The organism is Agrobacterium sp. NPDC090283 (assembly GCF_044769685.1).
Classification (GTDB): Bacteria; Pseudomonadota; Alphaproteobacteria; order Rhizobiales; family Rhizobiaceae; genus Agrobacterium.
The window spans coordinates 17,523-30,255 of record NZ_JBIVYG010000018.1 but is presented as its reverse complement, the minus strand read 5'-3'; the positions used below and the strand labels follow the sequence as shown (position 1 = coordinate 30,255).

Annotated in this window: 12 protein-coding genes; 3 read left to right on the top strand and 9 right to left on the bottom strand. The window is 60.4% G+C overall.

Translation table 11 applies throughout. The annotated features are described in order from the left end of the window. Nucleotides 1-19: 19 nt before the first annotated feature. From kdgD to kduI, 3 genes are all read right to left on the bottom strand, one after another. The gene (kdgD, locus tag ACIQUH_RS22100) at nt 20-931 is read right to left on the bottom strand and encodes a 5-dehydro-4-deoxyglucarate dehydratase (protein WP_080867429.1); all 912 of its coding nucleotides are present in this window, start codon (nt 929-931) and stop codon (nt 20-22) included. A gap of 114 nt (nt 932-1,045) precedes the next feature. Then, the gene (gene kduD / locus ACIQUH_RS22095; RefSeq protein ID WP_400818978.1) at nt 1,046-1,789 is read right to left on the bottom strand and encodes a 2-dehydro-3-deoxy-D-gluconate 5-dehydrogenase KduD; all 744 of its coding nucleotides are present in this window, start codon (nt 1,787-1,789) and stop codon (nt 1,046-1,048) included. Then, entirely contained in the window at nt 1,786-2,610 is an 825-nt protein-coding gene (kduI, locus tag ACIQUH_RS22090; RefSeq protein WP_400818976.1) for a 5-dehydro-4-deoxy-D-glucuronate isomerase, read from the bottom strand. Before kduI ends, kduD begins: the two co-directional genes overlap by 4 nt. Before the next feature lie 139 nt (nt 2,611-2,749). On the opposite strand from kduI, the gene ACIQUH_RS22085 reads away from it, so the two are divergent. The 3 genes from ACIQUH_RS22085 (at nt 2,750) to ACIQUH_RS22075 (ending at nt 4,754) form a co-directional block, all read left to right on the top strand. Continuing rightward, a complete protein-coding gene (locus ACIQUH_RS22085; RefSeq protein ID WP_400818974.1) occupies nt 2,750-3,547 on the top strand; it encodes an NAD-dependent epimerase/dehydratase family protein in 798 nt (265 codons plus the stop codon). Between the two features lie 109 nt (nt 3,548-3,656). Further along, a complete protein-coding gene (locus tag ACIQUH_RS22080; protein ID WP_400818971.1) occupies nt 3,657-4,394 on the top strand; it encodes a FadR/GntR family transcriptional regulator in 738 nt (245 codons plus the stop codon). A 42-nt stretch (nt 4,395-4,436) separates the two neighbouring features. After that, a complete protein-coding gene (locus ACIQUH_RS22075) occupies nt 4,437-4,754 on the top strand; it encodes a cupin domain-containing protein (RefSeq protein WP_003499912.1) in 318 nt (105 codons plus the stop codon). Between the two features lie 8 nt (nt 4,755-4,762). On the opposite strand, the gene ACIQUH_RS22070 is transcribed toward ACIQUH_RS22075, so the two are convergent. From ACIQUH_RS22070 to ACIQUH_RS22045, 6 genes are all read right to left on the bottom strand, one after another. Continuing rightward, nucleotides 4,763-5,995, bottom strand: a complete 1,233-nt coding sequence (locus ACIQUH_RS22070; protein ID WP_400818967.1) for a M24 family metallopeptidase — start codon at nt 5,993-5,995, stop codon at nt 4,763-4,765. Between the two features lie 334 nt (nt 5,996-6,329). Beyond that, on the bottom strand, nt 6,330-8,333 hold the full coding sequence (locus ACIQUH_RS22065) for an aldo/keto reductase (protein ID WP_400818964.1): 2,004 nt from the start codon (nt 8,331-8,333) through the stop codon (nt 6,330-6,332). 36 nt (nt 8,334-8,369) lie between these two features. Further along, nucleotides 8,370-9,455: an ABC transporter ATP-binding protein gene (locus tag ACIQUH_RS22060; protein ID WP_400818962.1), complete on the bottom strand. Its 1,086-nt coding sequence runs from the start codon at nt 9,453-9,455 to the stop codon at nt 8,370-8,372. 9 nt (nt 9,456-9,464) lie between these two features. After that, nucleotides 9,465-10,301 (bottom strand): carbohydrate ABC transporter permease, encoded by an 837-nt coding sequence (locus tag ACIQUH_RS22055; RefSeq protein ID WP_400818960.1) that lies wholly within the window; start codon nt 10,299-10,301, stop codon nt 9,465-9,467. Then, the gene (locus ACIQUH_RS22050) at nt 10,298-11,158 is read right to left on the bottom strand and encodes a carbohydrate ABC transporter permease (protein ID WP_065656190.1); all 861 of its coding nucleotides are present in this window, start codon (nt 11,156-11,158) and stop codon (nt 10,298-10,300) included. Before ACIQUH_RS22050 ends, ACIQUH_RS22055 begins: the two co-directional genes overlap by 4 nt. Before the next feature lie 260 nt (nt 11,159-11,418). Next, complete coding sequence (locus tag ACIQUH_RS22045) at nt 11,419-12,690, bottom strand: ABC transporter substrate-binding protein (RefSeq protein ID WP_400818957.1); 1,272 nt, start codon at nt 12,688-12,690, stop codon at nt 11,419-11,421. Between the last annotated feature and the right edge of the window lie 43 nt (nt 12,691-12,733).

Here is a 12,733-nt window from a genome sequence, read left to right as displayed (position 1 = left end):
CCCTCCTGCCTTGTCTCAATCAGGCCTTGCGCTTGTGCGTGCCGATCAGGGCATCGAGCATACCGATTTCCTCATTGGTGAGGTCCTTCAGCGGCGCGCGCACCGGACCGGCGTTGAAGCCCTGCAGGCGCACACCGGCCTTGACGGCGGAGACGGCATAACCCTTGGCGCGGTTGCGGATCGCCATGAACGGATAGAAGAATTCCGTCAGGATACGCTCGCAGGTGGCGCGCTCACCGGCACGCAGCGCCGCGTAGAACTCGTTGGCAAGGCCGGGTACGAAGTTGAAGACGGCCGAGGAATAGGTGGTGAAACCGGCGCCGAGATAGGCTTCGGCAAACAGTTCCGCCGTCGGCATGCCGCCGAGATACATCAGGCGATCACCCATCTTGGCGGTAATCTGACGCACGAGGCCGATATCGCCGGTACCGTCCTTGAAGCCGACGAGGTTCGGGCACTCGTCGCATAGACGCGCCAGCGTATCGGCCTGCAGCACGGAATTGTCGCGGTTATAAACCATGACGCCGATGCCGACCGACTGACATACCTTCTTGATATGGGCGTAAAGGCCTTCCTGCGGCGCATCGATGAGATAATGCGGCAGCAGCAGGATGCCATCGGCACCGACCTTTTCCACCGAGCGGGCGATATCGACGGCAATCTCCGTGCCGTAACCGCAGCCGGAAACGATGGCGGTTTCGCCGGCCACTTCCTTGGCGGCGGAAACGATGGTGGGGATTTCATCCGGCTTCAGCGAGAAAAACTCGCCCGTGCCGCCGGCGGCAAACAGCACCGGCGCTTTATAACCGGCGAGCCATTCGACATGCGCCCTGTAGCTATCGGCCGCAAAACGACCCTCGGCATCGAAATGGGTGACCGGGAAAGACAAAAGACCGGAGCCGAGCGCCGTCTTGATTTGTTCAGGGTTCATCATCGAAATTCCTCTGCAAGTTCACTGACTGAAAGCCACCTAAGCCGCTTGCCACATCTTTGTCAACAACTCATCATACATCTTGTATGATGAATTTCGAAAATCTGTTACAGATTAACGCGCCAGCCAGCCGCCATCGACATTGAGAATGGCGCCATGCACATAATCTGCCGCCGGCGACGCCAGAAATACCGCCGCGCCGGCAATATCCTGCGAGTGCCCCCAGCGACCTGCCGGAATGCGCTCGAGGATGGCCTTGTTGCGGGCGGCATCCGCACGCAGCGCCTCGGTATTGTTGGTTTCGATATAACCGGGGGCAATGGCATTCACATTGATGCCCTTGGCTGCCCACTCATTGGCCAGAAGTTTGGTGAGACCGGCAACGCCATGTTTCGCCGCCGTGTAGGACGGCACGCGGATGCCACCCTGAAACGACAGAAGCGAGGCGATATTGACCACCTTGCCGGAGCGGCCTTTCGCCAGCAGCTCTTTCGCGAAAGCCTGCGTGGTGAAAAACAGCGCCTTGAGATTGACGTCCATCACCTCATCCCAGTCGAGTTCGGAAAACTCGACGGAATCGGCGCGGCGGATGATGCCGGCATTGTTGACGAGAATATCGAAACCGGCGTCAGCAAAACTGTCCTTCGCCGCCAGCGGATCGGCAAAATCGATGAGCAGTGCGCTCGCCTTGCCGCCTTCTTTTGCGATGATATCAAGCGTTTCATCCGGCGCACGGCGGGCGGCGCAGACCACCTCTGCGCCAGCGGCGGCAAGACCAACAGCAATCGCCTGGCCAAGACCGGTATTTGCGCCCGTCACAAGCGCCTTGCGCCCTTCAAGCGAAAAGGGGTTCCTCATTTCATATCCCCCGGCTGGATGAAGTCCATGTCGGTGTAATCGACATTGTCGCCAGCCATTGCCCAGATGAAGGTGTAAGAGCCGATGCCGGCGCCGGAATGGATGGACCAGGGCGGCGAAATGGCGCCTTCTTCGTTGGAAATGAACAGATGGCGGGTCTCCTGCGGCTCACCCATCAGGTGCAGCACACGCGACTTTTCATCCATGCCGAAATAGAGATAGGCCTCCATGCGGCGATCATGAATATGCGAGGGAATCGTGTTCCAGACCGAGCCGTCCTCCAGCATCGTATAACCCAGCACCAGCTGGCAGCTTTCCATGACCAGCGGGTGGATGAACTGGTTGATGGTGCGCTTGTTGGAGGTTTCGGTCGCGCCGAGCTTGACTTCCTTGCTGTTGGCGAGCGTGACGAGCTTGGCCGGCAGACTGCGATGCGCCGGGCAGGAAGTGATGTAGAACCGGCCAGCGCCGTCAAAGGTGACAGCACCGCTGCCCGCACCGAGGTAAAGCACATCGCCGCGATTGAGCGTGTAGGTTTCACCGCCGGCTTTGACGGTGCCGGTCTCGCCGACATTGACGATGCCCATTTCACGTCGGTCGAGGAAGGACGGCGTCTTGGTTTCTTCCACCTTGTCCAGCGTCAGCGGCGCGCCGTTTGGCACCGCGCCACCCATCACGAAACGGTCGTAATGGGTATAGATCAGCCTGATTTCACCGGAACGGAACATGTCGTTGGCGAGGAAATGCCGGCGGAGCCCTTCGGTATCCAGCGTTTTTGCATATTCCGGGTTCACGGCCTGCCTTGTTTCGACGGTCAGCATCAAACTCATCCTTCATGATTGTTGCGTATGGCACATAATATATGTTATCCGCTTTTTGTACGATCTGTATGACAAGGTCAAGAGGCGGCACCATATCTCGACCATTTCGGAGACGTGCAAACGCTGAGGGAGAATGGCAATGAAACGGCTTCTTGTTACTGGTGCGGCGGGCCAGCTTGGCCGCGTGATGCGTCAACGCCTTGCGCCGATGGCGGAGATATTGCGCCTTGCCGATCTCGCCCCGCTCGATCCGGCAGGGCCGAACGAGGAATGCGTGCAATGCGACCTTGCGGATGCGAATGCCGTTGATGCCATGGTCGCCGGTTGCGACGGCGTCGTCCATCTGGGCGGCATAGCGGTGGAGAAGCCCTTCGAGCAGATTCTTCAGGGCAATATCATCGGGCTTTACAATCTTTATGAGGCCGCCCACGCCCATGGCCAGCCGCGCATCGTCTTTGCCAGCTCCAACCATACGATCGGTTATTATCCCCAGACCGAGCGGCTCGGCCCCGATGTTCCCGTGCGGCCGGACGGGCTTTATGGCGTTTCCAAATGTTTCGGTGAAAATCTTGCCCGCATGTATTTCGAGAAATTCGGACAGGAGACGGCGCTGGTGCGCATCGGCTCCTGCACGCCGGAACCCAACAATTATCGCATGCTGTCCACGTGGTTCTCACACGATGATTTCGTGTCGCTGATCGAGGCGGTGTTCCGCGCGCCGGTGCTCGGCTGCCCCGTCGTCTGGGGCGCATCGGCCAATGATGCCGGCTGGTGGGACAATTCCCATCTCGGTTATCTCGGCTGGAAGCCGAAGGACAATGCCGAAACATTCCGGCAGCATATATCGGAGACAATGCCGAAGCCGGCCCCGGAAGATGCGTTGGTGCGGTTTCAGGGCGGCGCCTTCGTCGACAACCCGATCTTCAGGGAGACGTGAGATGTCGCACGGACGTATGCCGCGCCAGAGGCGGGATTGCATGCCGGGCCGCGAATGACGTATCGAGGAACGGTGCACGCAACCGACATTTTTTAGAACGGCGACCAAGATGACAAAAGCGACGACCTCCGAACCGGCAGCTCCACAGGGCAGAACACTTGTGGTGAAGGTTGCCGAGGAGCTCCGCAGCCAGATCGCCAAGGGCCGTTACAAGACGGGTGACCGCCTGCCCTCCGAAGCGCAGATGACGCAGGAATTCGGCGTCAGCCGCACCGTGGTGCGCGAGGCGATTGCCTCGCTGCGCTCCGACGGTCTGGTCGAGCCGCGCCAGGGTGCCGGCGTCTTCGTGCTGGAGCCAGCGCCGGCCGAACGGCGTCCTTTCCACAATGTCGATCTCGCCCGCGTCTCGTCGCTGATCGAAATGCTGGAACTGCGTACCGCCGTGGAAGGCGACGCCGCGGGTCTTGCCGCCATTCGCCGCTCGCCGGCGCAGGAGGAAAAGATCATCGAAGCATTCGATGCCTTCCGTGCCAGCGCCGCCAAGGGCATTCCGACATCAGAGGCGGATTTCGCCTTCCATCTCGCCGTTGCCGAGGCGACCAACAATCCCCGCTTCAGCGAATTTCTGCAGGTGCTGGGCCCCACCGTCATTCCGCGCCGGGCCGTTGCCGAAAACGGTTCGGAGACCGTGCTTTCCCCGGCCGATCTCGCTCGGTTGGTCGGCGAGCACGAAGCGATCCTGATCGCGATACAGGATGGCAACGAAGAGGCGGCGAGAAGCGCCATGCGCAACCACCTGAAAAGCAGCCAGACGCGTTACCGCGCCATGCTGCGTGCACCACGCTGAGACTGCCCGCCTGAACCGCATTGCAAGATTGAGGAGAAACCCATGCAGCAGCTTCCGACATTCCCCACCGTTTCGCCCGACGATGGCGTGGAAAGGACCGTGCTTTCCGAAGCACCGGAGCTTATGGTGGTGTCCTTCCGCTTCAAGACCGGTGCGGAAGGCAAGCTGCACAGCCACCCGCACGTACAATCCACTTATGTCGCCAGCGGCAGTTTCCGCTTCTACCGCGACGGCGAGGCCTACGACCTTCAGAAAGGCGACAGCCTTGTCGTGCCCGGCCATATCGAGCATGGCTGCCTGTGTCTGGAAGAGGGCGAGCTGATCGACTGCTTCACCCCACGCCGCGACGATTTCCTCTGAGCAGGCGCTCAGTCGACAGATAAATCCCTCAGAGTGCGTGGCAAATTGTTCATGCACTCTGCGCCTGATGCCGTGACGAGGAACTGGTCCTCGATCATCAACGCGCCCAGCCCTTCGCCATAGAAGGGCGCTTCGAGCGCGACCACCATGCCGGGAAGAATGATTTCCGGATTTTCATGGGAAAAGAACGGCCATTCCTCGATGCCGACGCCACCGCCGACGGAATGGCCGAAATGGCCGCGATAATATTCGCTAAAACCATCCCTGCGCATCGAGGCCAGCATGGCGGCATGTACCGCGCCGAAGCTGTTGCCGGGACGAAGCGCTTCCAGCCCCGCCGCGAAGGCAGCTTCCAGCGCCTTGAAGATGGCCGCCGCCAAAGGCGAGACCGGTCCCCATGAGAAGGTTCTCGCACCATCGGAGGAATAACCGTCGACCAGCGTGCCGACATCGGCCTTGATCAATGCGCCCGGCGTCACCACGGCCGCCATATCCGATAACGCCGACCCGACGGATATGTAGTCCCAATGTCCGCTCAGTGAAAAACCGGATGTCGCGGCATGGGCCTGCGCGCCGGCCTTCCAGGCGGCGGAAAGCCCGCCGAGCGCCGCCCCCGGCCTGACGGCTGCCGCCATCGCGATCAGCCCGGCTTCAGCGGCCGCTGCCGCGTGCCGCAGAAGCTCGATCTCGCGTTCGGATTTCACCGCACGCAGGCGGCGCAACACGGCCGAACCATCAATCCAGTTCACATCGGGAAGCGCCTGACGCAGCGCCAGAAAATCGGCGGCCGGCATGAATTCGAGATCCGCGCCGATGCGCGCGGCAGACAGCCCGCGTTCCCGCAGCAGGTCAGCCAAAAGGCCGAAACAGGCGCCACGATCGAATGTCTCCGGCCGCGGCCCGCCGGGCGCCTTGCGGCGATAGGCATCGTCCACCTGCGCGATGGTTTCCACATCCGAAAGATCGACCATATCGATCCAGATGCGATGGCAGCGCAGATCGATATCCGGTGCCGCTTTTTTAACGAGCGGGGCGGCATGATCGCTGACGACGGCCGCGAGCCGCGCACCGGCATCGGCCGGCACCAGCGCAATCGCCGAACCCGCCCTGCCCCACATGGTCGCCACGCCGGCATGAGCACCGAGCGCATATCGGAAGGCTTCAGGCTGGAACAACACCAGCGCGTCGATATCCGCCTCCCGCATCAGCTGCTGCGCACGGCTTCGGTCGATATCGCTCATGGGAACTCCGGTAGAGGGTTTGCCTGCCGTATTTTGCGACGTGTTTTATGAAACCACGCTTTAGCAGTCACCGGGAGAGGAATGAAGGGTAGAAGATGATATCTCCACCCCGAGGATCGTCCGTTGGGGCGAGCGGTTGCCACGAGTTTCTTCTCCCCGCCGGGGAGAAGTCCGCGACAGCGGGATGAGGGGGCAAGGGTAGAGATATCCGGTGAGGGTGCCCCCTCATCCGACCCTTCGGGCCACCTTCTCCCCGGCGGGGAGAAGAAATATGCCGCAACGCCTTGCCCTATCCGATCGGAGGCAGCGGAAAGCCCGCCACCTCGATCAACTTTCACGCCTCAAGCCGCTTCACCTGCTCCGGCGTCAGCGCAATATCCAGCGCCGAAAGGCTGTCCTCCAGCTCGGCGATGGTGCGCGGTCCGATCAGCGGGATGACCGGAAAAGGCTGGGCGATGACATAAGCGAGCGCGATATGGATCGGGTGCCGCCCAAGTTTCTGCGCAAGCTCGATTGCCCGGTCACGGCGGACGAAATTGCGGTCGGAATACCAGACGCGGACGATTTCCTCATCGTCCTGCTTGTCCCGCCCTGCCCTGTCGGTAAAGAAACCGCGCCCCTGGCTGGACCAGGCGAAATTGGGAATCTGGCGGGCTTTCAGCCATTCCTTCCACTCGTCATCCGATGCCGCCACGCATCCTGCCCAGATGGGATCGAGCATTTCGGCAAGCGAGAAATTGTTGGAAAGCGCGCCCGGAGCCTGTTTGCCATTCTTCCCGGCATAGGCGGCCGCCTCGTCCATGCGCTCGCGCGTCCAGTTCGAACCGCCGAAGATGCCGCGTATGCGACCGCGCCGGACTTCGGCATCCATGGCATCGACGAATTCGCCGACCGGAACGTCCGGATTATCGCGATGCATGAAATAGGCATCGACATAATCCGTCTTCAGCCGTTCAAGCGACTGATCGAGCTGCTTCGCAATCATATCCGGATAGCAGAGCGGCGAATGCGCACCCTTGCCGATCAGCACGATCTCTTCGCGCGGCACGTTGCGGCTGGTATGCCAGTCGCCGAAAATCGCCTCGGTCCTGCCTGCGCCATAGACATAGGCCGTATCGAACAGATTGCCGCCCGCCTCGTAAAAGGCATCGAGCGTCAGGGATGCGGCAGCGAAATTGGGGAAGAATTCGAAACCGAGCGCGACCACGGAAGCAGGCTTGGCAAGGCCCGGTATCTGCCGTTTGGGAACCGCATTGCCGGCGACGACCTTGCCGCCGGTAATGTTGGCAACACGCGAGGTTGCTTTTTCAATGCTGTATTCGAGCCCGACGGAAGCCCGCCACTGGTCCATGACACGCAGGTTGCCGAGGCTGTCGGCCCAGGCCATGCCGGGTGCCGCGAATTCGTGTCTGCCCTGGCGGATCGCCTCGCCAGCCGCATCGACCTCGAAGGAATAAAGCCAGCGATCCTCCGGCAACTCGATGGTTTCGACCTTGTCTCCACGGATGATGTCGATCCGGCCGGTGCCTCCCTTGTGGCCGGCGGCGAACCAGAAATCCTTGACCTCGATACGGCCTTCCGAACCGATGATGCGCAGCACATTGTCCTGCGCCGCCATGATCGAGCACGAGACTTCGGCAACGATGCCGTTTGAGAATTTCAGCACCGCCGAGGCCCATTCATCGACTCCCGATTGGCCGAGATGGGCCGCACCCGCCACTTTTTCCGGTTCGGCGAAGGGTTTTCCGTCTACCGCACCGGCAATCATTCGTACCATCGAAACCGGATAACCGCCGACATCGAGAATGCCGCCGCCCGCCGTTTCATTGGCGAAGAGCCGGTGATCGGCCCGGAAAGAGCCCATGTTGAAACCGAAGCTGGAACGGATGATGCGGATATCGCCCACCGCGCGGGCTTTCACCAGTTCCAACAATTTCGCCGTCTGCGGGTGCAGGCGATACATATAGGCCTCGCCGGCAAAAACGCCGGCCTTTTTCGCCTCGTGGAAAATGGCATCGGCATCATAGGCGGACAGAGCGATGGGCTTTTCCACCAGTACATTCTTGCCGGCGCGGATGGCCTTGATCGCCCATTCGGCATGGCCGGTATGCGGCGTGGCGATGTAGACGGCGTCAATATCGGGATCGGCAAGCAGCGCATCGTAACCCTTCACGATGCGCGCACCGGCGAAGGCGTCGGCAAGGCCGGGCTTGTCCGGATTACGGGTGGCTATCGCCTCTAACCTGCCGGTGCGGGAATGGGCGATGCCATCTGCAAAAGTCCTGGCGATGGTTCCCGGGCCGATGATGCCCCAGCGGATCGGTTGTTCGGTCGTCATGAAATCCTCGTCTTATGTCAGTGCTTGGGAAAAGTTTCAGCGCAGGCGGTCGCCCTTGCTGTCGAAAAGGAAAGCCCTGCGGGCGGAAAGGCCGACCGTCAGCCGGTCGCGATTGCCGACATCGCGCGATTCCGGCCGTTCGATGATGAGCTGCTCGCCGCCTTCGGTACGGGCATAAACATAGCTGGTATTGCCAAGATGTTCGGCGACATCGACATGAACAGTGAGATCGGCATCGCCCGCGCCCGCATCGGCGAAATGTTCGGGCCGGATGCCGAGTGACACCCTGGCACCGTCGTTCAAACGGGCCGCGACCGGCAGGCTCAGCCGCACCGCAGGATCGCTGTCGAGCGCGAGTGTCACGCTCTCCGCGCCGCTGCCGATGATGGTTGCGTCGAGAAAATTCATCTTCGGCGAACCGACGAAACCGGCAACGAAGCGGTTGGCGGGATCGTCATAAAGATCGAGCGGCGCGCCGACCTGCTCGATATTGCCCGCCCGCAGCACGACGATCTTGTCGGCGAGCGTCATCGCCTCGGTCTGGTCATGCGTCACATAGATCATCGTGGTGCCGAGTTGCTTGTGCAGGCGGGAGATTTCCACGCGCATCTGCACCCGCAATTCCGCATCGAGGTTCGATAGCGGCTCGTCGAACAGGAAGACCTGTGGTTCGCGCACGATGGCGCGGCCGATGGCGACGCGCTGGCGCTGGCCGCCGGAAAGCTGCTTCGGCCGGCGCTGCATCAATTCGTTGATCTGCAGAATTTCGGCGGCGCGGTTGACCCGCTTTTGCGTATCGGCCTTGGGGTTACCGTTCATTCTAAGGCCGAAGGAGAGGTTTTCGGCCACCGTCATATGCGGATAAAGCGCATAGGACTGGAACACCATGGCAATGCCGCGATCTGCCGGATCGGCGTCGCTGACCGTTCTGCCGCCGATCACGATATCGCCACCGGAAATATCCTCCAGCCCGGCGATCATTCTGAGAAGCGTGGATTTGCCGCAGCCGGAGGGGCCGACGAAAACGACGAACTCCCCGTCCTTTACCTCCAGATTTGCGCCATGGATCACTTCCAGCGCGCCATAACGCTTGACCACGTTGTTGAGCGAAAGTTCCGCCATGCGGCCCCCTTACTTGACTGCCCCGGCGGAAATGCCGGCGATGAAGTGACGCTGCAAAGCCACGAAAACCACGAGAACGGGTGCGGTGAGCAGCACCGCGCCGGCCATGATGCCGCCCCATGACACTTTGGTGAGCCCGATGAGGGTGCCAAGCGCCACGGGTGCGGTCATCATTCCTGGGCGGGAATTGATGAGAAGCGGCCAGAGGTAATTGTTCCACGAGGCCAGGAAAAGAATGATAGACAGCGCCGCCATGGTGGGTCGCGCCAATGGCAGGGCGATGCGCAGGAAGATCTGCCATTCCTTGACGCCCTCCACGCGTGCCGCGTCGAAAAGTTCCGTCGGCATCATCGAGAAGGATTGCCGCATGAACAGTACGCCGAGCGAATTGAACAGCGGCGGCACGATCAGCGCCACCCAGGTGTTGGCGAGCTTGAATTCCCGCGCCACCATGATGAATTGCGGGATGACGACGACGGCAAAAGGCAAAGTGATGGTGCCGAGAATGATGGCGATCACCACTCCGCGTCCGGCAAAGCGGTAACGCGCCAGCGCCCAGCCGGCCATTGACGTCAGGAACACCGAAAGCACGGTGTAAATGACGGCGACGGTGATCGAGATGAACATGGCCCTGAGGAAATTGGTATCCGCCTGCAGGTTGTTGAAATTCTCGACGAAGTTGGTGGATGGAACCAGAACAATGTCCGGGCTGAAAATGCCGTAATCCGGCATGGTCGAGAACACGAACATCATCCACAGCGGAAACAGCCAGATGATGGCGAGCGGCGTCAGCGCCGCATGCAGGGCGATTTTCTGCCAGAACAGCGATCTGGATTTCGATCTCATTTCGGCTCCCTCCCGACCCAGAGATTGAGGAGTGAAATGGCGATGGCGAGCGCCGCCATGGTATAGGCGATGGCCGAGGCATAACCGAAATTGAGCGAGGTGAAGCCCTGGCGATAAAGGAACAGCCCGAGCGTCTCCGTTCCGCCGCCCGGCCCACCCCTGTTGGTGATGAGGAAGGGTTCGGCAAACAGCTGCATGGTGCCGATGACCGACAGGACGACGCAGAAGAGGATGATGGGTTTGAGAAGCGGCAGGGTGATATAAAAGAACTGCTGGCGCTTGCTCACCTTGTCCAGCGTCGCCGCCTCGTAAACATCACCCGGAATGGATTGCAGCCCGGCCAGAATGATGATGGCGTTATACCCCGCCCAGCGCCAGGTGACGGCGATGATGACCAGCGCCATGGCCGCATTGGCATTGTCGAACCATGAGACCGGCGAAAGGCCGACTGACGTAATGAGTTTGTTGATGATGCCGAAATCGGCGCTGAACATCAGCCGGAACACCGCCGCATAGGCGACCTCGCCGACGACGACAGGCGCAAAAAAGGCAAAACGATAAAGCGGCCGCGCCTTCAGGAGCGGCGAATTCAACAGCACCGCCATGACGGTGGCGAGCGCGATCATCACGGGCACCTGAATGACCAGAATGATCAGCGTATTATAAAGCGCATTATAAAAGGCCGGATCGGAAACGAGCCGCCCCCAGTTCATGGAAGGCGCAAACCGCCACGGATTGATCCGCGTGTTCTGGAACGACAGCATGAACGAGCTGATGATCGGCCAGACCCAGAAGGTGGCGAAAATCAGGAGATAGGGCGCAAGGAACGCATAAGCGATCCTGTTCCTTGACGGCATGACGACCTCCAGATGCCGGCGGTTCGGCCGGGTAAATGGAAAAGCTTGAAAGAGGCCCGCCCCCGTTTTGAGGGCGAGGCCATGACAAGGCGGCGCGGCCTATTTCTTCTCCCCGAGGGGGAGAAGGTGGCCCGAAGGGTCGGATGAGGGGGCAAGCTCTCGGTCTATCACTGACGTGGCCCCCTCATCCCGCTGCCGCGGACTTCTCCCCCTCGGGGAGAAGAAATTCGTGGCACCCGCTCGGCTCCTAAACCACCGGCTTACTCCGCTACGGGAAGCCCCGTCGCCGTTTCGATCTGCTTGGCCGCATCATCAAGCGCCGCTTTCGCATCGGGATAACCGCCCGCGAAATATTTCGTCTGCGTCGCCTTGTAGATCGCATCCGCATCCGACTGGAACGCCGTGCCGCGGCTCGGCACGATCTTCGGCAGGGTGGCGAGAATGTCGGTCCACACCGCCTGCCCGCCCCAATAGGGCTGCTTTTCCTTGACGAAAGGATCGTCGATGGCGGACAGCAGCGAAGGAACGAGGCCGAAGGACTTCAGCATCGTCACCTGCCCCTCATTGGTGGTGAGCGCGTAATCGATATATTTCCAAGCGGCTTGCCTGTGCTGGGATGTGGAACTGATCGCCAGCGACGAACCGCCGAGATTGGCCGCGTGCGGACCGTCAGGCGTCAGGCTCGGCATCAGATAGACGCCCCATTTGCCGGAAAGGTCGGGTGAGCCGGAACGGACCGTGCCTTCATACCAGGCGCCGTACATCTGGCTTGCAGCCTTGCCTGCCGTGTTTGCCTGGATTTTTTCGTCCCAGATCGCGGCCGTGATGATGCCCGCATCCTTCATTTCCTTGACCTTTTCCAAGGTCGCGACACAGGCCGGCTTGTTGATGGTGATGTTCTGCCCATCTGTCGAAAAGTAACCGCATCCCTGCTCATTGGCGATCATGCGGAACCATTCGCTGTCGCCGTTAAAATCGGCCTGCGCCATGACGGTGCCGGGATTGGCGGCCATGACCTTCTTGCCGGCGGCGATGAAATCATCCCAGCTTTTGATGGTGGCCGGATCGACGCCTGCCTTCTCATAGAAGTCGCGGCGATAAAAGACAGCCACGGGGCCTGAATCCCACGGAACCGCATAGGCGACACCGTCAACCTCCAGCTCCGTGCGCTTGAAATCCGGGAAAAGCGCCTGTTTCTCAGGCGTATAACCAAGCTCGGTCAGATTGGCGAAACAATCGGGAAAGCGGCTCCAGAACAGTTCCGCCTCGAAATTTTCGATGGTGACAATATCCGGCAGCCCATCGCCACCGGCTGCGCAGGCGGCCAGCGTCTTGTCGAAAACCTGATTATTTCCAAGATCTTCAACAACGATCTTAATGTCAGGATTCTGCTTGTTGAAGCCTTCGACCGTGGATTTCAGCGCGGAAGCCGCGACATTCCAGCTCCAGATGGTGACGGTTTCTGTTTGCGCGAAAGCCGGGGCTGCGAGAAGCAGCATGGCCGTAGACGCGCCAAGAAATTTCAAGCACATTGAAAACCTCCCTTTTTCAATTGCCGTTCTTCAGCGAACATGG